Origin of the sequence: Mycolicibacterium aubagnense (assembly GCF_010730955.1) — a bacterium.
Classification (GTDB): Bacteria; Actinomycetota; Actinomycetes; order Mycobacteriales; family Mycobacteriaceae; genus Mycobacterium; species Mycobacterium aubagnense.
This window is the reverse complement of record NZ_AP022577.1, coordinates 2,966,431-2,988,031: the sequence shown is the minus strand read 5'-3', so window position 1 is coordinate 2,988,031 and position 21,601 is coordinate 2,966,431. Positions and strand designations below refer to the sequence as shown.

Sequence of the window (21,601 nt, the reverse complement as noted above, 5' to 3'; positions counted from 1 at the left end):
GACGTGATGTACCCACAGGCGTATGTCAGGTACTGCCGAAATCACAATTCAAGACCAAAGGTATGTAAAGTGTTCCCTTGGTGGTTGCTGGGAGTCGGATCAGCGCCGCCGAAGTGCGGACAGATCGCGATTGGCGGGGGATCGCGATCTGTCCCACGGCCGTTGGTGGGCGGTTGTCAGGCGGCCGACTTCTCCGAGTGAGTGCTCTGCCCGGCATCGGACCCGCCGGCCTTCGGCTCCGGATTCGCCTTCGCGGTGTCGGCGTCCGCGCCGGGGACGTTCTTGGTTTTCTTCGGCTTCGTCACCTTCACCGGTGGCGTGTCGGAATCCTTCTTCGGTGTGGTCGACTTGGCCGGTGATGCGTCAGGATCTGCTTGCGGCGCCGGTGATTTCACGTGCGGCGCGTCGGACCCTGCCGGCTTCTGGTCGGTGTTCGACGTCGATGGTGCCGGAGACAGCCCGGCCAACAGGTCGGTCTTCTCATCGACCTTCGCCTCCACCGCCGGCTGGCTGGTCGCAGCCTTCTGTTGAGGGATCGCCGGCACGACCTCGGCAGTCGCTGACACCGGCGCCAAGGCCGCGGGCTTCTTGGCGGCCGCGTCCAGCGGAGTAACGGGCGGAGAGACAGCCGAAGTGGCTGCGAGAGGTGGCAGGTGCAGCTCCGATTGCACATCGGTGATGAAGTTGGTGGCGCCCTGTTGCAGTGCGCCGGGTATCGCGTCCAGCGCTTCGATGATCTTGGGCAGCGGCGTGAACAGCGAGAACGGGGTATTCGTGGCCGGATTCAGGTTCTGGCGGTCGGTGTAGCCCATGTCGATGAGGACCCGCAGCAGCGGCTCTACGGCGTCGAGGACCGGCTTGACGAGTGGCGTCAGCCCGATGGCGCCGGCGCCGATACGCAGCGGGACCAACAGCGGCAGGTCAGGATTCTTGATGAACACGTACGTGTCCTGGCCTCCGGCGCTGTTGGTCACCGTCGTGGTGATGGCGGGGGTGGTGCCGGGGAGGTATGAGTCGTAGTACACGTCGGGGTGCGCATACATGACGCCGAGCAGGCTGTTGGCCAACGCGAGCGGATTGAAGTAGGCCGGGAAATCGGCATACGGGTCGTACTCGTTGGTGATGAACGTGCTGTTGTAGGCCGACGGCGCAGCCGGGCCCATGTTGTCCACGATGAACGGCACGCTGATGCCGGGGAACCGCTCGAAAATGCCGCCATTGGGCGCGAACGGCGACGCGATCATCAGGAACGACAGCTGCGACGGAACGGGACCGGTCTTGTTGGCCAGCAACTGACGCTTCGCGAATTCGGCACCCAGCGTGCCCTCGGAGTAGCCGGCGACGATGATCGGCGTGGTCTGCGTGAGGATTTCGTTGTAGGTCTTGGGGCCTGAGATAGCAGTGCTCGCCGACAGCTGAATCGACGCGGGGTAGTTGATCGGGTCGTAGACGTAGCCCGGCGGCACGACGGTGCCGTTGAGTTTCGCGGGGATGTTGGCGGACGTCGGGTCGTCCTTCCCGCCGATGCCGATCACCGTGCCGAGCACCGACGATGTGTGGATCAAGCCGACGATCAGCCCCGCCGTGATGTTCGTGGCGGGGCCCATGATCAGCGCGCAGCACATGGCGAACAACAAGAAGACGCGTGGCATGCCGCGAACAGCAGGACTGGTGGTCGGCCACATCTGGACGGACATCTACGCACCCCCGACTAGGCGTGTGACAACGCCAATCCGGACGCTACTCCCGCGTGTCGGGCTTCAGACGGGATTTTGCAAGTTCGTCCGTAGCAAAGAACGGGCGGTGTTCCGGAGTCCGGAGCACCGCCCGCAACGGGGTAATACCTGCTGCTAGGGGCAGGTCACCTCGATCTCGAAGGGCTTCTTGGTGGGCTCCATCGGGTTGGCCATGTCGACCCCGGTCGCGGTGCCGCTGATCTTGTAGGTCTTGCCGTCCTTGGTGGCCTTGGCATCGCCGCCCGGGACACCGTCGGTGTAGCCGAGGGTGACGCCGTTGACGGCGCCCAGGCCGACAGTCTTGACGACCGGCGGGTCGGCGTCGGTCAGGGTGACGCCCAGGCCGCCCGAGGCGTTGCCGATGGCGATGACCACGTTGCCGGCCGCCGTGGTGCAACCGATCTGGCCCTGGACGTCCTGGGCCTTGCCGTCGATGCTGACCTTCGCGGTGCCGGAGCCCGCACTGGAGTTACCCGCAGCCGACGAAGCCGAAGCCGACGCGGTGGCCGACGAGCTGGACGACTTCTTGTCGTCCTTGGAACAGCCGGTCAGGCCGGCGGCCAGAACCGCGGCGCCAGCGATGGCGATAACCAAACCACGTTTCATAACTTGTGCTCCTTTGTAGTGCGAACCGTCGCGATCGGCGGGTCATCCAGTGCATTATGAGGTTCGCCAACCGACTGTTCGCGGGTATTCACAGAAAATCCCTATAACCGCCCTGACCTGTTTGTTTCCGCGTTGTTGGCCGGCATTCGGGTGTCCGCTCGGGGAATTGGTGTCCGGCGAGGGAATTGATTGAATACAGCGGTGAGTGAGCAGTACTTCGAAGTCACCGCCGAACTGCCGGACCGGCGTGGCCGGGCCGGGGTGATCCACACCCCGCACGGTGACATCCAGACCCCCGCGTTCATCGCCGTCGGCACCGCGGCCACCGTCAAGGGCGTCCTCCCGGAGACCATGAAATCACTTGGGGCGCAAGCGATTCTGGCCAACGCCTATCATCTGTACCTCCAGCCCGGACCCGACGTGGTGGACGAGGCCGGAGGTCTCGGTGCCTTCATGAACTGGCCCGGGCCGACCTTCACGGACAGTGGTGGCTTCCAGGTGATGTCACTCGGCGTGGGCTTCAAGAAGGTGCTGGCCATGGACACGGCTCGCTTGCAGGCTGACGACATCATCGCCGAAGGAAAAGAGCGCCTCGCCCACGTCGACGAGGACGGGGTGACGTTCCGCTCGCACCGCACCGGTGACAAGCTTCGCTTCACGCCCGAGGTGTCGATCGGTATTCAGCACCAGCTCGGCGCGGACATCATCTTCGCCTTCGACGAATTGACCACGCTGGTGAATACCCGCGCTTACCAGGAACGTTCGGTGGAACGCACCCACCGGTGGGCGGAGCGTTGCCTGGCCGAACACCGGCGACTGAGCATCGAACGTGCCGGCAAGCCGGCCCAGGCGCTGTTCGGGGTGGTGCAGGGAGCGCAGTACGAGGACCTGCGCAGGCAGGCCACCAAGGGGCTGGTCGGAATCGTCGACGAGGACGGCCGGGGGTTCGACGGCTACGGCATCGGCGGCGCGCTGGAGAAGCAGAACCTGGCCACGATCGTCGGCTGGGTCACGGACGAACTGCCCGCTGACAAGCCTCGGCACCTGCTGGGCATCAGTGAGCCGGACGACCTGTTCGCCGCCATCGAGGCCGGCGCCGACACCTTCGACTGTGTGTCGCCGTCGCGGGTCGCCCGCAACGCGGCGATGTATTCGGCGACCGGCCGCTTCAACGTCACCAACGCGCGGTTCAAGCGCGACTTCAATCCCATTGACGCCGAATGTGACTGCTACACCTGCGCCAACTACACCCGGGCATATCTGCACCACCTGTTCAAGGCCAAGGAGATCCTGGCGTCCACGCTGGGCACCATCCACAACGAACGGTTCATCATCCGGCTCGTCGACCAGATCCGGGCGGCGATCGGGGCGGGGGAGTTCGACGAGCTGCGCGACCACGTGTTGGGGCGTTACTACGGGTCCAGATAGGGAGCCACCTGCGACGATCCCGCGCTGTGCACAATTGCTTGTATGACTGGCGCACCTGGACTGATCGACCCGCAGACACTGCTACTGGGGTTGATGGATCCGGGCAATCGGGCTGACCCGTACCCGCTGTACGACCGATTCCTGGTCAGTGGGCCGCTGGTGCTGCCCGACGCGAATTTGGTGGTGTTCCCGGGCTTCGCCGAGTGCGACGAGGTGCTGCGGCACCCGGCGTCGGCCAACGACAGGCTGAAATCGACGGTGTCGCAGAAGCAGATCGCCGCAGGACAGCGTCAGGCTCGGCCGTTCGGCGAACCGGGCTTCCTGTTCCTCGATCCGCCGGACCACACCCGGCTGCGCGGACTGGCGCAGAAGGCGTTCGCGCCCAAGGTGATCAAGGCACTCGAGGCCGACATCGTGACCATGGTGGACGGATTGCTCGAGGGCGTCACGGGCACCATGGATGTGGTGGCCGACCTGGCCTATCCGCTGCCGGTCGCGGTGATCTGCCGGCTGCTCGGGGTGCCGATGGCCGACGAGCCGCAGTTCAGCCGGGCCTCGGCGCTGCTGGCCCATGGCCTGGACCCGTTCGTGGCGGTGAACGATGAGACGGCCGAGGACAACACCGACCTGATGGAGGCCGGGCTCTGGTTGCGCGGGTATCTGCGGGAGCTGATCGCCGAGCGCCGCAGTTCGCCGGGAGAGGACCTGATCTCCGCGCTCATCGCCGCCGAAGAGGACGGCGACCAGTTGACCTCCGAAGAGATCGTGGCGACCTGCAACCTGCTGCTGATCGCCGGACACGAGACGACGGTGAATCTGATCGCCAACGCGGCGCTGGCCATGCTGCGGCACCCGCGGTACTGGGCGGAGTTGGCAACCGATCCCGCGCGCGCGTCGACCATCGTCGAGGAGACGCTGCGCTTCGACCCTCCGGTGCAGCTGACCAGCAGAGTCGCCGTCGAGGACATCCAGATCGGTGACGTCGCCGTGCCGAAGGGCGACATCATGATGCTGCTGCTGGCTGCCGCGCAACGGGATCCGCGAGTGTTCGACAGGCCTCGCGAATTCGACCCGGATCGCGGCGTGATCAAGCACCTTGCCTTCGGCAAGGGCCCGCACTTCTGTCTCGGTGCGCCGCTGGCCCGGCTGGAGGCGTCCGTCGCGCTCTCGGCGCTGGCGGCGCGGTTCCCCAACGCGCAGTTGGCGGGCGAGCCCGTCTACAAGCCCAACCTGACCCTGCGGGGTCTGGCCACCCTGCCGGTCGCAGTCTGATCCCGGCTACTCTCGCGCATATGCCTTCAGTTCTCGTCACAGGTGCCGGCCGAGGCATCGGGCTGGCCATCACCCAGCACCTCGCCGCGACCGGGTGGGACGTCATCGCCGGGGTGCGCTCCGAGGCCGACGCCGCAGCGGTCGTGGCGCTGGCCCCGCAGCGGATTTCGGCCGTGATCCTCGATGTCACTTCTGACGACGATATCGATGCACTGGCAGCGGCTCTGCCGGACCGGTTGGATGCCGTGGTGAACAATGCGGGCATCGTCGTGGCCGGTCCCGTGGAGACGCTGACGCCCGCGGATTGGCGGAAGCAGTTTGACGTCAACGTGGTTGGTCAGTTCGCCGTGACTGCGGCGGTGCTGCCCAAGTTGCGGGCCTCTCGAGGCCGGGTGGTGTTCATCTCCAGCGTCAACGGACAACTGTCGGCGCCGATGCTGGGTGCTTACGCGGCGTCGAAGTTCGCGTTGGAGGCCGGCGCCGAAGCACTGCGAATCGAACTGCGACCCTGGGGCGTTCCGGTGGTGGTCGTGGAGCCCGCACAGACCGATACGGACATGTGGCGCAAGGCCGACGACATGGTCGCCGAGTTGGAAGATGCCACCTCGTCGGCGCACCAAGCCTTGTACAGCCGGCACATCGCCGGGATGAAGAAGATGATTCCGCTGTCGCAGAAGATGGCCGTCGATCCGGCGAAAGTCGTTGCGGTGGTGGAGGAGGCGCTCACCGCGCGGCGACCCAAGGCGCGATACATCGTCGGGTTGGGGCCCAAGCTTCAGGCTGCGCTGATGACGAACATCCCGGCGTCGGTGCGGGGATTCGTGCTGGCCAAGGTCTTCGGAGTGCCTCGCCGGGTGTGAGGGTCTGCTGAAGTACCTGAGTGCAGTCGCGCGTACTTGTCTCGCCGGGTCCCCGGCAGCTAGAGGGTCTTCCAATCCACCCGCTGAGCACTCGACTAGCAAATCCCCTGTGGCAGTTGAGATTGCGCTGACGCAGCAAAAGTTCGAGTAGCGATGTGCGTAGACGCACAGTCAACGTGCCTGGGCTAAGGCCGGAAAACCCACGGCTTGCGGGGAAGTCGTTCGGGATCGAACTCGGCCAGCATGCCGTCGAGGCTGGTGGCGGTGAATCCGAGTGACTCCGCGATCTGCGCCATGGCGGATTCCGGGCCGATCTCCGAAACCGTCACCGCGCCATCGCGTTTGGCCAGCCGCTTGCCATCGGCGTTGAGTACCAGCGGGACGTGCGCGTAGATGGGCTGCGAATATCCCAGCAGCGCAGCCAGATAGGCCTGTCTTGGGGACGACGGCAACAAGTCGTCGCCACGCACCACCTGGTCGACGCCCTGCGCGGCATCGTCGACCACCACGGCCAGGTTGTAGGCCGGCACGTTGTCGCCGCGGCGCAGGACGAAGTCGTCGACGACCCCGGTGTACGTGCCGTACAGCAGATCGGTGACGGTGTATTCGTTGGTGTCCGAACGTAATCTGATGGCGGGCGGTCGGCCCGCGGCGCGGCGTCGGGCGCGTTCGTCGGCACTGAGATTTCGACACGTGCCGGGATAGGCGCCTTCGGGAGCGTGCGGTGCCCGGGGCGCCTGCAGGATGTCCTTTCTGCTGCAAAAACATTCGAACGTCAGGCCGCGTTGGGTCAGCGCGTCGATGACCGCGAGGTAGCGGGTCTCGTGTGCGGTCTGATATTCGGGCGGCTCGTCCCACGTGAGTCCGACGGACGCCAGATCGTCCAACTGCCGCTGGGCCACATCGGCGAACGTGCGATCGTCCAAGTCCTCTACGCGCACCAGAAAGCGGCGGTCCGTGGACCGCGCGAACAACCACGCCAGCACCGCGGTGCGCACGTTGCCGATGTGCAAGTCGGCCGACGGGCTCGGCGCGAACCGGCCGGCGGGGGAGTGGGACACGACCGCAATGTAACGCGCCGGGCGATGAGATTGCCCACCCGCGCCGGTCTACGTGAGTATGGAAACTGTGGACCTACCCGTGCAGCCACCGATAGACCCCATGCTCGCCAAGGCCGCCGCGAAAGTACCGGATGAGGCTGGGCAGTGGTCCTATGAGCCCAAATGGGACGGTTTCCGGGCCCTGGTCTTCCGCGACGGCGACGAGGTGGTGCTGCAGTCGCGCAACGGGAAAGAACTGGGCCGGTACTTCCCAGAACTGCTCGCGGCGCTGCGGGACGAGATCGCGCCGCGCTGCGTGCTCGACGGCGAAGTCGTGGTGCCCCGGGAGATCCACGGCCGCATCCGGCTGGATTGGGAGTCGCTGAGCCAGCGCATCCACCCTGCGGCCAGCCGGGTACAGATGCTCGCCGAACAGACGCCGGCGCACTTCATCGGATTCGACGCGCTGGCCGACGGCAGCCGGAGCCTACTGGCCGAGCCGTTCCGCGTCCGCCGGGCCGCCCTGCAAGAGCTGGTGAGTGAGAAGCAGTGGTGCCATGTCACGCGGACTACCGAGGACCCGGAACAGGGCGCGCACTGGCTGACCACCTTCGAAGGCGCCGGTCTCGACGGTGTGATCGCCAAACGCCTCGACGGCGCCTACCTGCCGGGCAAGCGGGAGATGGTCAAGGTCAAGCACGCCCGTGACGCGGATTGCGTGGCCATCGGCTATCGGATCCACAAGAGCGGCGAAGGCATCGGGTCGATACTCCTGGGTCTCTACAGCGACAATGACCTCCACATGGTCGGTGGCGCAGCATCTTTCAGCGTCAAAGACCGGATCGCACTGCTCGCTGAACTGGAGCCGCTGCGAACGGGTGACGCGCAGGACGGCGAGCCGAGTCGCTGGAATTCGGCGGCCGACAAGACCTGGATTCCGATCCGTCCGGAGAAGGTGTGTGAGGTGGCGTACGACCAGATGGAAGGAAATAGCTTGCACGGCAGACGATTCCGGCACACGGTGAAGTTCCGGCGCTGGCGTCCGGACCGTGATCCGGAGAGCTGCACCTTCGATCAACTCGACGTGCCACTCAACTACGACCTGTACGACGTGCTGGAGAATTCATGATGGCAAGCGCCGCAGAAGAACTCGATGTCGACGGCGTAGCCGTCCGGTTCACCAACCCTGACAAGGTGTACTTCCCGCAGTTGGGGAGCAAAGGCACCAAGCGGACGATGGTCGACTACTACCTGGCCGTCGCCGACCGGATGGTGGGGCTGCTGCGGGACCGGCCCACCCACCTGCAACGGTTCCCGGACGGCATCGAAGGGGAGGAGATCTACCAGAAGCGCGTCCCGGTAAAGCATCCCGACTATCTCGAGACCTGCCGGGTGACCTTCCCGTCCGGCCGTACCGCCGATGCGCTGAAGGTGACGCACCCCTCGGCCATCATCTGGGCCGCGCAGATGGGCACCGTCACGTTGCACCCGTGGCAGGTCCGCTGCCCGGACGTCGAGCACCCTGACGAGTTGCGCGTCGACCTGGACCCGCAGCCGGGCACCGATTTCAAAGACGCCCGCGAGATCGCGACCGGTGTGCTCAAGCCGATCCTCGACGAGTTGGGCCTGACCGGTTATCCCAAGACCTCCGGCGGGCGCGGGGTGCACGTCTTCGTCCGGATCAAACCGGAGTGGGACTTCATCGCCGTGCGCCGGGCCGGTATCGCGCTCGCCCGCGAGGTGGAGCGGCGTGCGCCCGACGCGGTGACGACGTCATGGTGGAAGGAAGAGCGAGGCGAGCGGTTGTTCATCGACTACAACCAGAATGCGCGGGACCGGACCTTCGCATCTGCGTACTCGGTGCGCAAGACGCCGATCGCCACCGTGTCGACGCCGCTGTCGTGGGCTGAGCTCGCCGACGCCGATCCCGACGACTACACCATGGCCACCGTGCCGAAACTGCTTGCGCAGCGCGACGATCCGTGGGCCGGTATCGACGACGTCGCATACTCCCTGGAGCCGCTGCTCGAGATGGTGCAGGCCGACGAGGACCGCGGACTGGGCGACCTGCCTTACCCGCCGAACTACCCGAAGATGCCGGGTGAACCGAAGCGGGTACAGCCGAGTAAAGACCGCGACTTGAAAGGTTCCTAGAACCTCACAGGGAACTCGGGTGCCGGTGCAGTGCGGTACCGGAGTGGCTTGCGGGGCGAATGACGGGTATGTACGTGATGTCCCGATGAGTCGCTGACGCATGCTGACGGATATTGACGATCGCCGCTGTTCTGATGCGGTTCACTGGGTAGATTGCTGCCCATGACTGGAAGCTGGGGCACGGTGTTGACCGGGCTTGTTCCGCTTGGGCTGGTGGTGGCACTGTCGCCGATCACTGTCATTCCGGCGGTGTTGGTCCTGCAGGCGTCGCGACCCCGGCCGACGGGCCTGGCGTTTCTCGCCGGCTGGGCGGTGGGCCTGGCGGCGGTGATCGCGGTGTGCGTCCAGTTGTCGCATTCGCTCAGCGACGCGCACAAGTCGCCGCCGGAGTGGGCTTCGTGGCTACGGGTGGTGCTGGGCGCGGCACTCATCGTCTTCGGCATCTATCGCTGGTTCACGCGGCACAACAGTACGGACTCGCCGGGCTGGATGAAGAAGATCGCGACGGTCACCCCCGCGCGTGCGGCAGCGATGGGTGCGGCGCTGGTGGTGGTGCGCCCCGACGTCGTATTGATCTGTGTGCCGGCCGGATTGGCGATCGGCACCGCCGGGCTAGGGCTCGAGGGCGACTGGTTGGCGGCGGCCTTCTTCGTGATCGTCGCCGCGTCGACGGTGGCGATTCCGACGCTGGCTTACGCGATTGCCGGTGATCGACTTGATGACACGATGCGACGGCTCAAGGACTGGATGGAAAAGAACAACGTCGCGTTGATGGCCGTGATCATGGTCGTCATCGGCGCGATGGTGCTTCACAACGGCGCGCGTGCGCTCGGGTGGCTCTGAAACCTCGAGCATTTCTGCGCGCATGCCGGTCCGAAAACTGTTCTCTCATAACGGTGTTGGGTGATCGCGGTTGCGCGCTACGTGGTTGCCGGCGCGTTGGGACGCGGTTGTGGCCGTCGTTCTATGGTGATCACCGGGCGGCAAGGTCTTGTCCGGACCGGGTGAGGTAGGGCGGCGATAGGGGCGTCGATTGCCGGTGCCACCGGTGATCCAGGCCCGTTCGGCCTCGCTGAGTCCGCCCCAGGTGCCGTACGGTTCTTGCACCCGCAAGGCGTGGGCGCGACATTCGGCCATGACCGGGCATTGCCGGCACATCTGTTTGGCGCGGTTCTCGCGGGCTGAACGGGCCCGTCCCCGTTCGCCGTCGGGTGAGAAGAAAGTGCGCCAGTCAGCACCGCGGCAGGAGGCCCGCAGTTGCCAGTCCCACACGTCGGTGTATTGGCCGGGCAGCTGCTGAGGCAATGTCACGGGCCACCGTCCTTTCTCGTCCGCTGGTGTCCCCTCAGGGACCGCCAGTGATCAGCCGACGGTGAACGACCACTGGCTGTGGACCTCGTCGCCGTCGGCGGCGGTGTTGTGCCAGTGCACGGTGTACTCGCCCGGGATCAGCGCGGGTCGCAGCGCCACGCTGTAGGTCGCTCCGGACCCGTTCAGTGGGCCGGTGGTCCATTCCGCGTGGTCAGGCCCGATCACCCAGATTTCGGGGTTCTTCACCGCTTCGTTGTAAGTGATCGACACCTGGGTCGGGGACGGTCCGGTGGAGCTTTCCGCCGGGGTGGTGGCCACCACCCAGTCGTGCGCGGACGCGATTGCCGGGGTCAGCACGGCCGTTGCGGTCATGACCGTCGCGGCGGTCATCCAGCGCAGGGGTTTCATGTGGGATCACTTTCGTTCTGGGGCAGCCCGTCGGGCCCGGTAGCGGTTCAAACGGTGGTGAACCGGGGGCATGCCACAGTTCGCCACGTCGGATAGTCGGCGTGGTCGGATGGTTAGTTCCGCGACCGAGCTGTCAGTTTGCTGGGAACGTGATCATCGGCCGGTGTCCACGACCGGCACCGCCCGCGACACCACCGCGCGGCGGTCAGTTCTTGCGGCGTGCCACCGCGAGGTTGGCCACGCCCAGCAGGAGTGCGACCAGCGCCACCCCCAGGGCGGTGATGGGCAGCCATGACGGTGCCGGCCCCGCCTGCGAGGGTGCGGTGGTGGGGGTCGGAGCTCCGCTGTTGGTGCCGGCGGCGGTCAGGGTCAGCACCGGTGCGGGGTGTTCCGGCTCAGCGCCGCCGACTGTGGTCGTTTCGTTCCAGTTCACCACCGTGCCATCGCTATACGTCTGGACTGTGGGCATGATGATCGACGGTGCTTTGGGGAGGGGGCCCGCGGCGAGGCTGAAGGTATCGAACAGGTTTGGTGCGATACCAGGGTGCCCTGGCGCGGCTTTCCATTCGACAGTGGCGATGTAGTCGCTGACTTCGTTGCCGTCGTCATCTTTCTGCGGTGTGGGCAACGTCTTGTGGGTGACGGTCACAATCCAGCCCGGTTTGTCCTGCGCGGTGACCGAAATGATCGGGTGATCGGCCGGCAGGGTCACGACCAGGCCGGTGGTGGATGCGGTGGCTGATTCGGTGGGCACCCGGAACGTCAGAACACCGAAACCGCCCGGTGTGGTGTCGGTTCCGGACACTTTCACGTGCGCTGCTGCCGAGCCGGCGGGCGCCAATATCGCCGCGGCCACCGCCACCGCGGCGGCCACGCTCCGTTGACGTGTTCCCATGGGTACTCCTTCGGCGTTGGTGTCTGCACTCATGAAACGTATGGCTTGTATTAGTCGTCTGCGGGCCTGGTCTGGTTCCCGGATCACGCGATCGCGTCCCTGGATGCCCCAGTCACCCGTTCGGGCGGGTGCCGCAGGCTGTTTCGGCTGCTGGCCACCGCTGGTTCGCGGTGATACGTTGCGCATCTGAAAGTCGTAGGCGGCGCGGAATCCGGTGCAATTCCGGTGCGGTCGCGCCACTGTGACCACCCGCGTTGCGGCTTGCGTGGCGGGTGGGAGCCAGACCCGTCCGCCTGCATCGCCCACGACGGGGACGCGTGATCCCCACGGAGGAACCGCGTGTCTGAGTCAGTCCAGTTGTCGCCCAGGGCGTTTCGCCGAATCACTCAGGCGTGGGAGCGCCGCGATTGGCGGGAGTTCGCGGCCCTGGCCGCCGCCATCGGCGCCTTGCACTTGGTCGGGTTCGGTTCGCTGGTGCTGCTGGTGGCGCCGCACCATTACCAAGTGGGCACTCAGGTGTTCGGGGTCGGACTGGGCGTCACCGCGTACACCTTCGGGCTGCGGCACGCTTTCGACGCCGACCATATTGCGGCGATCGACAACACCACCCGCAAGCTGACCGCCGACGGCGCCAGGCCCAAATCGGTCGGCTTCTGGTTCGCCATGGGCCACTCGATGACCGTGCTGATCATGGCGCTGCTGGTCTTGGCGGCCACCACCGTCGCCGGGGTGCTCGAAGACGACGACTCGGCGGCCCGGCACGACCTGGGCATCGCCGGAACCCTCGCCTCGGGTTTGTTCCTGTGGCTCATCGGCATCGTCAACATCGTTGCCCTTGCCGGGATTTGGCGGGTGTTCACCAAGCTGCGCCGCGGCGAGTTCAACGAACACGACCTCGAAAAGCAGCTGGATAGCCGCGGCTTACTGGCCCGTATCCTGCGCCCGATCACCAATCGCATCACCCGCCCGATCCATATGCTGCCCGTCGGGTTGCTGTTCGGGTTGGGCTTCGACACCGCGACTGAAGTGACCTTGTTGGCGCTGGCCGGGACCGGCGCCGCTGCCGGTCTGCCGTGGTACGCGGTGTTGACGCTGCCCGTGCTCTTCGCTGCCGGGATGAGTCTGATGGACACTGCGGACGGCCTGTTCATGACCGTGGCCTACGACTGGGCGTTCGCCGAACCCGTCCGCAAAATTTTCTACAACCTCACCATCACCGGTCTGTCGATCGCGGTGGCGCTGCTGATCGGCACCATCGAACTCGTTGGGGTGCTGCACAACAACGGGGTTTGGGTCAATCCGGTGAGCGACTGGATCAGTGGCCTGGACCTGAACAACGTCGGCTTCATCATCGTTGGTCTGTTCGCGGTCACCTGGCTGGTCGCGATCGGGTACTGGCATCTCGGCGGTGTCGAACGGCGCTGGGCGGCTGGGTCCGCCGGCCGGTAGAACAGCGGGAATCGGCATCGGCCGTCAACCGCGACCGCGGCACTCGACAGGACCTCGCGCGGGCCTTCTCGGTCCGCCGACGCAGGCCTAGCATCAGATGCATGACCAGCGATGAAACGCAGGAAGCCACCGGCTGCGGGAACCCGAATTGCACCTGTGAGAACTGCGAATGCGGTTCGGAATGCAGCTGCGGTACCGACACCGCGACCTGACAACCGGCACAGAGCACGCGTGCCGTCGTCGAACCGCGGGGCGCGCGTGCTGCCGCATGGGCCGATTGCGCAGACTGTCGGCGGCAAAGGTTCCCGTGGGCACCGTCGCGCGGATGCCCAGGTCAGAGGCCTGAGCATCCGCCGACAGCGTGGAGAAAGAATTGTGGGCTGGCGCGAAACGTTCCGCACCAGCCCGCTGAGCTTTGCAGCTCAGTTAGACCGCAGTAACTCCGGTCGCAGCCGGGCCCTTGCTGCCCTGACCGACCTCGAACTCGACCCGCTGGCCCTCATCGAGGGTGCGGAAGCCGTTGCTCTTGATCTCCGAGTAGTGGACGAACAGATCCTTGCTGCCGTCGTCCGGAGTGATGAAGCCGAAGCCCTTCTCACTGTTAAACCATTTCACAGTTCCCTGTGGCATATACCAACTTCTCTCATGTAGAGCAGGACGTTAGGAAGAAACGTCCGCCCGGAATCTTAGCTCAGACAGTTGCGTCTGTGCACCCTGAACAGCGCATATCGATGTCGGGTGTGAATGGGTGGTTCGGCGGGTATGGGAAACGCACAGGAGTATGCCGGCCTCCACCCGCTGCCGGCCCGGCCCGGAAGTGACGGACATGCGACTGGTTGCGGCCGTGTGCGCAGCGGTTTTCGTCCTTTTTGCGGTCGCCTGTACGCCCGCGCACCGCGTTGACCTGGGCCGGGACGCGGGCTATCTGATCGCCGCGATTTCCGGCGAGCCCGACCAGCTAGACCCTCAGAAGACCAGCGCCTACTTCTCTCCCGTGGTCACACCGACGGGCGGATGGTTGTTCACGCGGTGAAAGACGTGTCGTTCCACATTCGGCGGGTGCCTACCCGGCATCGTGACCGACCGGGGACGATTGGCTCATGCGCGCGGTGATCTTCGAGCAGTTCGGCGGGCCAGTGGATGTCCGGTCGGTCGCGGACCCGACGCCGTCGCCCGGCGGCGTGGTGGTGCAGGTGCACGCGACCGGGTTGTGCCGCAGCGACTGGCACGCCTGGGCCGGCCACGACGACGGTGTCGCTCTCCCTCACGTTCCCGGGCATGAGTTGGTCGGGGATGTGGTCGCGGTGGGCGCCGACGTTCGGCGCTGGCATGTCGGTGACCGGGTGACCACACCGTTCGTGTGTGGGTGCGGAACCTGCGAATGGTGCGCCGGCGGTCAGGCGCAGGTGTGTCCTGACCAGACCCAGCCGGGTTTCACTCACTGGGGTTCCTTCGGTGAATACGTCGCCCTGCACGCGGCCGACACGAATCTCGTTGCGGTGCCGGAGGTTATCGAAGACGCCGCGGCGGCGGCGCTGGGTTGCCGCTTCGCCACCGCCTACCGGGCGCTGCGGGCCCGTGCCGACGTGCGGCCCGGTGAGTGGGTCACGGTGATCGGCGTCGGAGGGGTGGGGCTGAGCGCGGTGCAGGTGGCGGCCGCCGCCGGCGCCAACGTCATCGCCGTCGACCGCACCCCGGCGGCGCTGGAACTCGCGCGGAGCCTCGGCGCCACCGAAACCGTGCTGGCCAACGGTTCTGACGTGGCTACCGCGGTCCACGAGATCACCGGCGGTGGCAGCCATGTCGCGGTCGACGCGGTCGGCACCGCGGGGACGTGTGCCGATGGCATTCACAGCCTGCGACGGCAGGGGCGTCACGTCCAGGTGGGTCTGCTGCCCAACGTGGATGGGCACCCGCAGGTGCCCATGGATCGCGTAATTGCTTGGGAATTGGATGTTTTGGGCTCGCACGGTATGTCCAGTGCCGACTACCCCGAGATGCTGGAACTGGTCGCCGCGGGCAAGCTGCGCCCGCAGGCGCTGGTCGAGCGGGTGGTGGGGCTGGCCGAAGGCGCCCGCCTGCTGCCGGAGTTCGGTGCCGCCAGCCCGGTCGGCGTCACGCTGATCGACCCGCGGCAGCCCTGACGATCAGGGGACGGGCACGCCTTCCCGCAGGAAGTAGACGCCGGCGATGGTGCCGTCGGGGTGAATCTTGACCCGGAACTGGCCGGGCATGCGATCCATCTGGAGCGGGACATTGACCACCGTCAGGTCGCCACGGGCCGTGTCCTCGGGGCCGCCGTGGGACTGGAACGCCCCGAACGTCCGCTGGTAGCCGTCCCATGCCTGCTGTAATGACTTGGGGGACAAGCGTTTCTGCAACTCAGGGTCGAAACGGGCGGTGACGGCGGCGTAGTTGCCCGCCGCGATGTCGTCGATCGCCGTCATCGCCACCTGGTCAGGTGCGTCGGCCGCCATCGCGGTTGGTGCCACGCCGAGTGCGGCGCCCGCGCCGATCCCGAGCGCGGTGATCGCGGCCGCCCATGTGTTCCGGCCCTGATGCTTGGACTGTTCTCCCCGCCACATGAGCACCAGAGTAGGCGTTCGTCTTCGCTTCGCCATTGACGAGACCTGCGGTACCGCCTAGTTTGACTACATACGTTGTCAAAGGCGACAAGGAGTGCGAACATGTCCCTGCCGATTCCGGCGCGTCATCCCGACCGGCCGCAACCGGTACCCGTGGCGATCAGTTCGTTCGCCGCCATGCTGGCCATCGGGAAGCCCGATTCGGCGGGGTGGCAGCGGCTGGGTGAGCGCCTCAACGCGGGCGACGAGCCCATGGATTCGTTGGTTGCCTGGATGTCGGAGGCGGGAACCAAGCAGCTGCGGCCGCTGTTCGACCGCGCGCTCGCCGACGGCATCGCCAGTGTGCCGGAGGCGCCCGAGCCGCTGCGCCGCATCTTTGAATCGGTCGAGGCCACGCCGGACTGGGTCGACCACGAAGCGCTGCGCATCGGGCAGCGGACGTTGCGGCGCGGCGGCGCCGATGGCATGTACATCGCCCGCGACGTGGCACTGCTGGGTGGCTACCAGTTCTCCGGGTTCAACCAGACCCTGCTGCGGACCGGAGCTCTGGAGAAAGGGTCCAACCAGCGGTTCGCCGAGACCATGCAGTGGGCACTCGATGTGATCGACGACGGTGGCCTGGACAAGTTCGGTTCGGGATACCGGTCCACGATCCGCGTGAGGTTCGTGCATGCCATGGTGCGCAGGCACGTGCAGGCGTTGCCGGACTGGCGCCCCGAGCAGTGGGGCCTGCCGGTCAATCAGACCGACATGGCAGCCACGCTGGTCGGTGCGTTGATCGCGCCCGTTCTCGGTGGCCTGGCCATGGGCATCGTGGCCACGCCCGCCGAGTTGAGCAGCATTGCCCACCTGACCCGGTACGTCGGTTGGCTGATGGGTGTGCAGGACGAGTGGCTGCCACGGTCCTTCCGTGACAGCGTCCGCATCCTCTATCACACGTCCACGGCCCTGGCGGTCTCCGACGAGACCACCAGGCAATTGTCGGTGCCGATGGCGCGCGACCCGCTGACCTGGCATTACCGCGGTGCCGCCGGTCTTCGTCAACGGCTGGCCTGGGCGCAGCACCTGTCGGTCACGACCGCCTTCCTGGGTCCGCGGGTGATGCGCACGCTAGGGCTGCCGACCTACATGCCGCCGTGGTATCCGCTGCTCCGCATTCCCGTCAACGGCGTCCGCAGCGTTGCGGCGCTGGTCCTGCCCGGCGGTTCACGGCGAGCGGCCGACCGCGGGTCACGTGAACAAAAAACGCTGCTGCGGACGATGACCGGCGCGGACCAGGCCACCGTCGGGGCGTCTGCATCCCACCTTCGGGGCGTGGCCTGAGCGTTACGGCAGGGGCGCGACGGTGGCGACGTAGGCCGGCCCGACGGGAGCCGGGTCGCGCCACGCATGGCTACCGGACATCAACGTGATGGTGAACGCCTCCATGAGGCCGGCCACGACGACGGGCCACAACACGCCGGCCAGAATGCTGGTGAGCAGGGGATGGTCGGGCGGTTGCTCGTCACTGCTCAACCGCCGGCCGACCTGATACGTCGCCAGGGCCACCACAGCCCAAATCGCTGTGTACGCCTCCACATAGAGGTGGAACACTGGGCTACTCCCTTTGACCGGGTAACCGCCGGGTTAACAGCTGTGACCGAAGGCTCATTGACATGCTGAATGTGTCGTCAATCTAACTCGCGAAAAGGACCTCGCCAAGGGCTTCGGCGGCCAGTAATGCGGCATTACGGTACGTCGAGGAGCGGTGGCAAATCGCCATAACGGAAGGACCCGGCAGTACTGCTGGCCAGCTACTTTGACGGGCTAGTAGTTTATTTTTGCCAGAAATCTGCGTGTCAGGACGTCAGCACGGCCTTGCCGGTGTGTTGCTGCCCGGCGCGGTCGATCCAGAACAGGTCGACGACGTCGCCGGGATAGTGCCGATCCAGCACGCTGGTAAGCGCGCCCGCCGAGCTCACCGTGACGGCATCGATGCTCACCAGCACGTCGCCGGGGAGCATCCCGGCGATTTGCGCGGGTCCGCCGCTGATCACGTCGCGGATCAGCACGCCGGGCAGCTGAGAGTGCTCATCCATGCCACCGACACCGACGCCGAGCAGCGTCGGCTGCCCGATGTGGATGTCGTTCGAGACAGCGCCTGCCCGGATCTGCGCAGCGGTTGCCAGTGCTTCGTTGATCGGGATCGCGAAACCCTCGCCGCCCGGACCCATGCGGTAGTTCAGCGTCGCCGCCGTCGTCATCCCGACGACCCGGCCGTCGGCGGCGACCAAGGGGCCGCCCGAATCGCCGGCCCGCACCGGGGCCGCGAACTGGATCAGGCCCGTCACCTGCTCAGAACTGCCCGTCAGCTCATCTTTTGCGCTGATGGTGCGGTTGAGCCCGATCACGTGTCCGGCCTCGTGGGTCAGGGAACTGCCGCTGCCGTCCGCGTTGCCCAGCGCAACCACCTCGTCGCCGACACCCAACTGCGAGGAGTCACCGATCGGGGCGACCGGTAGATCGGCTGCGCCGCGCAGCTGCAGCACAGCGATGTCGTGATGCCGGTCGTAGCCCACCAGGTCCGCGCGGTACGGCCGCCCGCCGACGGTGGCTGTCACCTTGTCGGCGCCCTGCACGACGTGGAAGTTCGTCAGCAGCCCGCCACCCGGGTCCAGCACGAAGCCGGTCCCGGCGCCGATGGCGTGCTGGTAATTGATGATGGTGTCGACGCGCGCGGTCGCGGGTTCGACGGCGGCTTCGCCAGCGGACGGGTCCGCGTGTGCGGCTGGAGCGACGCTGATGGTGGCCAGGCCGACGGCTGCCGCGACGACCGCGGTGCCGAACCGACCGCAGAAGCGGAACCCGCCCATGTGCTGTCCTCCGGACTGCGAGGTGATGGCCCTGTGACCGGACCCTTAGGCTCCGCGCCCGAACAACCCGGAACCCTTGCCGGAGCGGCGGTTGCGCAGCTTACCGGCGGGGGCGTCATCAGTGGCCTTTTCTTCAGCCTCGTCCTCTTCGGTGCCGGCGGTCTCTTCGCCGGACGTCTTGGCGGCTTCATCGGACTCGGCGTCGTCGGCGTTACCGGCGTCGTCGGTCTCGGTTGCCTCTTCAGCAGCCTCTTTGCCGTCCTCTACGGGGGCCTCGGATGCGGTCTCGGGGGCTGCCTCGTCGCCTGCTTCGGCGGTGCCGGCTGGGGCCTCTACGCCGGCCTCGTCGCCGGCCTCGTCGTTCTTGCGACGGCCGCGGCGAGTGCCGTCCTTGACCTTCACCGGGGCCGGGGGCGGCGGCGGCAGTTCGGCGACAAAGGCCAGGTAGAACGCCAGGGCGGCGAGCAGGGCCAGCCCGGCCGCGCCACCGTAGATACCGAACAGCCAGGTGCCCGCCTGATCCAGGGTCAGCCAGATTTCGCTGATCGCGGCACCGATGATCAGTACGCCGGCGACGATGTGCAGGACGATCGACCAGGTGCGCAGAGACAGCGCCAACTCGGGGGTGCCGTACTCGGGCTGGGCGGTGCGCTGGCGGGTGAACAGGACCGGCAGTGCCGACAACGCGACGACGAGGCCGCAGACGATGCGCATCGAGGTGCCGAGGGTGTGCGACCAGTCGCCGGTCAGTTCATTCCAGCGGGGCAGGACGAAGAAGAAGAAGAGCAGCCCGGCGAGTACCAGGAATGACGCGTGCCAAAGGATCGCTACCGGCCGCCGCATGCTGCTCCTCGAGGTTTTTCGCTCCGATGTGGGTCCGGGGTGCGACCGGCTTCTCAGCTGGTCGCACCCCGGACGAGTGCGGAGGATAGGGGATTTGAACCCCTGAGGGCTGTTAACCCAACCCGCGTTCCAGGCGAGCGCCATAGGCCACTAGGCGAATCCTCCGTCGACAAGGGTACCCGACCCGGATCCGACGCCCTACCGGCGTGCCACTGGGTGGGTACTACACTCATGGCCGGACCCCGCGCGGCGTCCATCCTGTGAACTCCCCCAGGGCCGGAAGGCAGCAAGGGTCAATGGGCTCTGGCGGGTGCGCGGGGTCCCCTATGTTTTCGCGATCTGATGCGAAAGGCGCGCCGTGTCGTTTCTGTCCCTCGGCCGTGACGAATTGCAGGCCCAGCTCGAACTGCAGCAGCGCAATTACGCCGAGCTGCAGGCCCGCAATCTGACTCTCGATCTGACTCGGGGTAAGCCGTCAGCGGAGCAGCTTGATCTGTCGAACGCCATGCTGGGCCTGCCGGGGGACACCCCGGGCTCCTACCTGGATTCCACCGGCACCGACACCCGCAACTACGGCGGTCTCCACGGCCTGCCCGAGCTGCGGGCCATCTTCGGCGAACTGCTCGGCCTGCCGGTGTCGAACCTGATTGCCGGCAACAACGCCAGCCTGGAGCTGATGCACGACGTCATCGTGTTCTCGCTTCTGCACGGTGGCGTCGATTCGCCGCGGCCTTGGAGCGAGGAAGTTTCAGGATCCGGCGTCAAGTTCCTCTGCCCGTCGCCGGGGTATGACCGCCACTTCGCGATCACCGAGAGCTTCGGGATCGAGATGATCCCGGTTCCCATGCTCGAGGAGGGCCCCGACGTCGACCTCATCGAGGAACTGGTCGCCGCCGACCCGGCGATCAAGGGCATGTGGTGCGTGCCGGTGTTCGGCAACCCGACCGGCGTCACCTACTCCTGGGAGGTCACCCGGCGGCTGGTGCAGATGCAAACGGCCGCACCGGATTTCCGGCTGTTCTGGGACAACGCCTACGCCGTGCACACGCTGACGCACGAATCGGTGCCGAACATCGACATCGTCGGGCTGGCCGCGACCGCGGGCAACCCGAACCGGCCCTACGTGTTCGCCTCGACGTCCAAGATCACCTTCGCCGGAGCCGGCGTCAGCTTTTTCGGTGGCTCGCTCGGCAACATCGCGTGGTACCTGCAGCACGCGGAGAAGAAGACCATCGGTCCGGACAAGGTGAACCAGCTGCGGCATGTCCGCTTCTTCGGCGACGCCGACGGCGTGCGGCTGCACATGCAGCGGCACCAGGCGCTGATGGCGCCGAAGTTCGCGGCGGTCGCCGAAATTCTCGACGACCGGCTCAGCGAGTCGAAGATCGCGTCGTGGACCGACCCCAAGGGGGGCTACTTCGTCAGCCTCGATGTGTGGCCGGGCACCGCCAAGCGCACCGTGGCCCTGGCGAAAGACGCCGGCATCGCGGTGACCGCGGCCGGTGCGTCGTTCCCGTACAAAAAGGACCCGGACGACAAGAACATCCGGATCGCGCCGACATTCCCGTCGCTGCCGGACCTGCGGGTCGCCATCGACGGCCTGGCGACGTGCGCGCTGCTGGCTGCGACCGAGGTGCTGCTGAAAGGCTGACCGTTCTTGCGTTGACCCGGTACTCACGGTGCATTTGTTCGAATGGGGTGCGCCGTGACGTCAGGATCAGCGGCAATTGGCGCTGAACTGGAGTCGACCCTGACTGCACGGCGATCCACGGGCGGATTTCCCGCCGCCACGTCAGGGTCAACGGTTCGGGGCGCTACAGCCGGTCGACGACGTCCTTGGCCGCTTTCAGGCCCATCCCGGTTTCCTCGCGCAGACGTTTGATGGCTTGGATCTTCTGTCCGGAGGCCGCCAGCCGCCAGACTTCCTGGCTGACCCCCGCGACGGCGGACGGTTGCGGTCTGGCCGGCGGCGGCGGGCTCACTGTGCCGCCGTGGCCGGCGCGTTCCAAGAGCGCGACCCGGCGCTCCAGATCGGATATCCGATTCAGTAGATCGTCGTAAGAAACGTCGCCGGAGCGCCCGGATAGTGCCATGCCCGCCAGTGTGGCCGATCGCATCGGGCCGTGGCATGCGGACCGTCGGACCGGCTCGGTAGCCTTCTC

General features: G+C 66.4%; 21 protein-coding genes, 1 tRNA gene, 1 other RNA gene and 2 pseudogenes. 12 read left to right on the top strand and 13 right to left on the bottom strand.

All coding sequences use genetic code 11. The annotated features are described in order from the left end of the window. Positions 1 to 176 precede the first annotated feature (176 nt). Both G6N59_RS14590 and G6N59_RS14585 read right to left on the bottom strand, forming a co-directional pair. A complete protein-coding gene (locus G6N59_RS14590; RefSeq protein WP_138232972.1) occupies positions 177 to 1,697 on the bottom strand; it encodes a PE-PPE domain-containing protein in 1,521 nt (506 codons plus the stop codon). A 153-nt stretch (positions 1,698 to 1,850) separates the two neighbouring features. Continuing rightward, positions 1,851 to 2,342 (bottom strand): lipoprotein LpqH, encoded by a 492-nt coding sequence (locus tag G6N59_RS14585; RefSeq protein WP_138232971.1) that lies wholly within the window; start codon positions 2,340 to 2,342, stop codon positions 1,851 to 1,853. A gap of 201 nt (positions 2,343 to 2,543) precedes the next feature. Between G6N59_RS14585 and tgt the strand changes: the two genes are divergently transcribed. From tgt to G6N59_RS14570, 3 genes are read left to right on the top strand one after another with little or no spacing between them, the layout of a single operon-like run. After that, positions 2,544 to 3,770: a tRNA guanosine(34) transglycosylase Tgt gene (gene tgt, locus G6N59_RS14580; protein WP_138232970.1), complete on the top strand. Its 1,227-nt coding sequence runs from the start codon at positions 2,544 to 2,546 to the stop codon at positions 3,768 to 3,770. A 42-nt stretch (positions 3,771 to 3,812) separates the two neighbouring features. Next, a complete protein-coding gene (locus G6N59_RS14575) occupies positions 3,813 to 5,042 on the top strand; it encodes a cytochrome P450 (RefSeq protein WP_138232969.1) in 1,230 nt (409 codons plus the stop codon). 20 nt (positions 5,043 to 5,062) lie between these two features. Further along, positions 5,063 to 5,902: an SDR family NAD(P)-dependent oxidoreductase gene (locus tag G6N59_RS14570; RefSeq protein WP_138232968.1), complete on the top strand. Its 840-nt coding sequence runs from the start codon at positions 5,063 to 5,065 to the stop codon at positions 5,900 to 5,902. 185 nt (positions 5,903 to 6,087) lie between these two features. On the opposite strand, the gene gluQRS is transcribed toward G6N59_RS14570, so the two are convergent. After that, a complete protein-coding gene (gene gluQRS / locus G6N59_RS14565; RefSeq protein ID WP_138232967.1) occupies positions 6,088 to 6,963 on the bottom strand; it encodes a tRNA glutamyl-Q(34) synthetase GluQRS in 876 nt (291 codons plus the stop codon). 58 nt (positions 6,964 to 7,021) lie between these two features. On the opposite strand from gluQRS, the gene G6N59_RS14560 reads away from it, so the two are divergent. The 3 genes from G6N59_RS14560 to G6N59_RS14550 all read left to right on the top strand — a co-directional run bounded on the left by G6N59_RS14560 (position 7,022) and on the right by G6N59_RS14550 (position 9,939). Beyond that, complete coding sequence (locus G6N59_RS14560) at positions 7,022 to 8,071, top strand: ATP-dependent DNA ligase (protein ID WP_163912011.1); 1,050 nt, start codon at positions 7,022 to 7,024, stop codon at positions 8,069 to 8,071. Further along, the gene (gene ligD, locus G6N59_RS14555) at positions 8,071 to 9,096 is read left to right on the top strand and encodes a non-homologous end-joining DNA ligase (protein WP_163911333.1); all 1,026 of its coding nucleotides are present in this window, start codon (positions 8,071 to 8,073) and stop codon (positions 9,094 to 9,096) included. Before G6N59_RS14560 ends, ligD begins: the two co-directional genes overlap by 1 nt. A 162-nt stretch (positions 9,097 to 9,258) precedes the next feature. Next, a complete protein-coding gene (locus G6N59_RS14550) occupies positions 9,259 to 9,939 on the top strand; it encodes a GAP family protein (RefSeq protein ID WP_138232964.1) in 681 nt (226 codons plus the stop codon). Between the two features lie 171 nt (positions 9,940 to 10,110). Here the strand turns inward: G6N59_RS14550 and G6N59_RS31140 are convergent. From G6N59_RS31140 to G6N59_RS14535, 3 genes and pseudogenes are all read right to left on the bottom strand, one after another. Further along, a pseudogene (locus G6N59_RS31140) lies at positions 10,111 to 10,407 on the bottom strand (WhiB family transcriptional regulator); the annotation flags it as partial. Between the two features lie 51 nt (positions 10,408 to 10,458). Continuing rightward, positions 10,459 to 10,815, bottom strand: coding sequence for a copper resistance CopC family protein (locus G6N59_RS14540; protein ID WP_138232962.1), 357 nt, complete (start codon positions 10,813 to 10,815; stop codon positions 10,459 to 10,461). Positions 10,816 to 11,020: 205 nt separating this feature from the next. Continuing rightward, a complete protein-coding gene (locus tag G6N59_RS14535) occupies positions 11,021 to 11,710 on the bottom strand; it encodes a YcnI family protein (RefSeq protein WP_138232961.1) in 690 nt (229 codons plus the stop codon). 339 nt (positions 11,711 to 12,049) lie between these two features. Between G6N59_RS14535 and nicT the strand changes: the two genes are divergently transcribed. Beyond that, positions 12,050 to 13,159 (top strand): Nickel transporter NicT, encoded by a 1,110-nt coding sequence (nicT, locus tag G6N59_RS14530; protein WP_138232960.1) that lies wholly within the window; start codon positions 12,050 to 12,052, stop codon positions 13,157 to 13,159. A gap of 426 nt (positions 13,160 to 13,585) precedes the next feature. Here nicT and cspE read toward each other — a convergent pair whose 3' ends face one another. Beyond that, the gene (gene cspE / locus G6N59_RS14525; protein ID WP_043402873.1) at positions 13,586 to 13,789 is read right to left on the bottom strand and encodes a transcription antiterminator/RNA stability regulator CspE; all 204 of its coding nucleotides are present in this window, start codon (positions 13,787 to 13,789) and stop codon (positions 13,586 to 13,588) included. A gap of 196 nt (positions 13,790 to 13,985) precedes the next feature. Between cspE and G6N59_RS14520 the strand changes: the two are divergent. Together G6N59_RS14520 and G6N59_RS14515 are read left to right on the top strand one after the other, a co-directional pair. Then, a pseudogene (locus G6N59_RS14520) lies at positions 13,986 to 14,150 on the top strand (ABC transporter substrate-binding protein); the annotation flags it as partial. Positions 14,151 to 14,259: 109 nt separating this feature from the next. Beyond that, complete coding sequence (locus tag G6N59_RS14515; RefSeq protein WP_138232959.1) at positions 14,260 to 15,303, top strand: zinc-binding dehydrogenase; 1,044 nt, start codon at positions 14,260 to 14,262, stop codon at positions 15,301 to 15,303. 3 nt (positions 15,304 to 15,306) lie between these two features. On the opposite strand, the gene G6N59_RS14510 is transcribed toward G6N59_RS14515, so the two are convergent. Beyond that, entirely contained in the window at positions 15,307 to 15,744 is a 438-nt protein-coding gene (locus tag G6N59_RS14510; RefSeq protein ID WP_163911330.1) for a DUF3887 domain-containing protein, read from the bottom strand. Positions 15,745 to 15,846: 102 nt separating this feature from the next. Between G6N59_RS14510 and G6N59_RS14505 the strand changes: the two genes are divergently transcribed. Beyond that, positions 15,847 to 17,067 carry an oxygenase MpaB family protein gene (locus G6N59_RS14505; protein ID WP_138232957.1) on the top strand — a complete coding sequence of 407 codons (1,221 nt, stop codon included), beginning with the start codon at positions 15,847 to 15,849 and terminating at the stop codon, positions 17,065 to 17,067. A gap of 3 nt (positions 17,068 to 17,070) precedes the next feature. Here G6N59_RS14505 and G6N59_RS14500 read toward each other — a convergent pair whose 3' ends face one another. The 4 genes from G6N59_RS14500 to G6N59_RS14485 all read right to left on the bottom strand — a co-directional run bounded on the left by G6N59_RS14500 (position 17,071) and on the right by G6N59_RS14485 (position 19,604). Next, positions 17,071 to 17,337, bottom strand: coding sequence for a hypothetical protein (locus tag G6N59_RS14500; RefSeq protein ID WP_138232956.1), 267 nt, complete (start codon positions 17,335 to 17,337; stop codon positions 17,071 to 17,073). Between the two features lie 245 nt (positions 17,338 to 17,582). Further along, positions 17,583 to 18,596, bottom strand: coding sequence for a S1C family serine protease (locus G6N59_RS14495; RefSeq protein WP_138232955.1), 1,014 nt, complete (start codon positions 18,594 to 18,596; stop codon positions 17,583 to 17,585). Positions 18,597 to 18,641: 45 nt separating this feature from the next. After that, positions 18,642 to 19,439 (bottom strand): lipid uptake coordinator LucA, encoded by a 798-nt coding sequence (locus G6N59_RS14490; protein ID WP_138232954.1) that lies wholly within the window; start codon positions 19,437 to 19,439, stop codon positions 18,642 to 18,644. Positions 19,440 to 19,518: 79 nt separating this feature from the next. After that, positions 19,519 to 19,604: transfer RNA gene (locus tag G6N59_RS14485), tRNA-Ser, on the bottom strand. Positions 19,605 to 19,672: 68 nt separating this feature from the next. Here G6N59_RS14485 and ffs point away from each other — a divergent pair. Further along, an RNA gene (ffs, locus tag G6N59_RS14480) (signal recognition particle sRNA small type) lies at positions 19,673 to 19,769 on the top strand. A gap of 28 nt (positions 19,770 to 19,797) precedes the next feature. Beyond that, positions 19,798 to 21,090 (top strand): aspartate aminotransferase type Ic, encoded by a 1,293-nt coding sequence (locus tag G6N59_RS14475; RefSeq protein ID WP_138232953.1) that lies wholly within the window; start codon positions 19,798 to 19,800, stop codon positions 21,088 to 21,090. 163 nt (positions 21,091 to 21,253) lie between these two features. On the opposite strand, the gene G6N59_RS14470 is transcribed toward G6N59_RS14475, so the two are convergent. Next, positions 21,254 to 21,532 carry a ribosomal protein L7/L12 gene (locus G6N59_RS14470; RefSeq protein ID WP_138232952.1) on the bottom strand — a complete coding sequence of 93 codons (279 nt, stop codon included), beginning with the start codon at positions 21,530 to 21,532 and terminating at the stop codon, positions 21,254 to 21,256. Positions 21,533 to 21,601: the final 69 nt, after the last annotated feature.

Excerpts from the sequence above, each read along its gene's own strand:
- G6N59_RS14535 (WP_138232961.1), bottom strand. The coding sequence starts at position 11,710 with ATGGGAACACGTCAACGGAGCGTGGCCGCCGCGGTGGCGGTGGCCGCG.
- G6N59_RS14540 (WP_138232962.1), bottom strand. The coding sequence starts at position 10,815 with ATGAAACCCCTGCGCTGGATGACCGCCGCGACGGTCATGACCGCAACG.
- G6N59_RS14570 (WP_138232968.1), top strand. The coding sequence starts at position 5,063 with ATGCCTTCAGTTCTCGTCACAGGTGCCGGCCGAGGCATCGGGCTGGCC.
- G6N59_RS14510 (WP_163911330.1), bottom strand. The coding sequence starts at position 15,744 with ATGTGGCGGGGAGAACAGTCCAAGCATCAGGGCCGGAACACATGGGCG.
- G6N59_RS14515 (WP_138232959.1), top strand. The coding sequence starts at position 14,260 with ATGCGCGCGGTGATCTTCGAGCAGTTCGGCGGGCCAGTGGATGTCCGG.
- G6N59_RS14575 (WP_138232969.1), top strand. The coding sequence starts at position 3,813 with ATGACTGGCGCACCTGGACTGATCGACCCGCAGACACTGCTACTGGGG.
- cspE (WP_043402873.1), bottom strand. The coding sequence starts at position 13,789 with ATGCCACAGGGAACTGTGAAATGGTTTAACAGTGAGAAGGGCTTCGGC.
- G6N59_RS14470 (WP_138232952.1), bottom strand. The coding sequence starts at position 21,532 with ATGGCACTATCCGGGCGCTCCGGCGACGTTTCTTACGACGATCTACTG.
- G6N59_RS14590 (WP_138232972.1), bottom strand. The coding sequence starts at position 1,697 with ATGTCCGTCCAGATGTGGCCGACCACCAGTCCTGCTGTTCGCGGCATG.
- G6N59_RS14490 (WP_138232954.1), bottom strand. The coding sequence starts at position 19,439 with ATGCGGCGGCCGGTAGCGATCCTTTGGCACGCGTCATTCCTGGTACTC.
- G6N59_RS14550 (WP_138232964.1), top strand. The coding sequence starts at position 9,259 with ATGACTGGAAGCTGGGGCACGGTGTTGACCGGGCTTGTTCCGCTTGGG.
- ligD (WP_163911333.1), top strand. The coding sequence starts at position 8,071 with ATGGCAAGCGCCGCAGAAGAACTCGATGTCGACGGCGTAGCCGTCCGG.
- G6N59_RS14505 (WP_138232957.1), top strand. The coding sequence starts at position 15,847 with ATGTCCCTGCCGATTCCGGCGCGTCATCCCGACCGGCCGCAACCGGTA.
- G6N59_RS14495 (WP_138232955.1), bottom strand. The coding sequence starts at position 18,596 with ATGGGCGGGTTCCGCTTCTGCGGTCGGTTCGGCACCGCGGTCGTCGCG.
- G6N59_RS14585 (WP_138232971.1), bottom strand. The coding sequence starts at position 2,342 with ATGAAACGTGGTTTGGTTATCGCCATCGCTGGCGCCGCGGTTCTGGCC.
- G6N59_RS14560 (WP_163912011.1), top strand. The coding sequence starts at position 7,022 with ATGGAAACTGTGGACCTACCCGTGCAGCCACCGATAGACCCCATGCTC.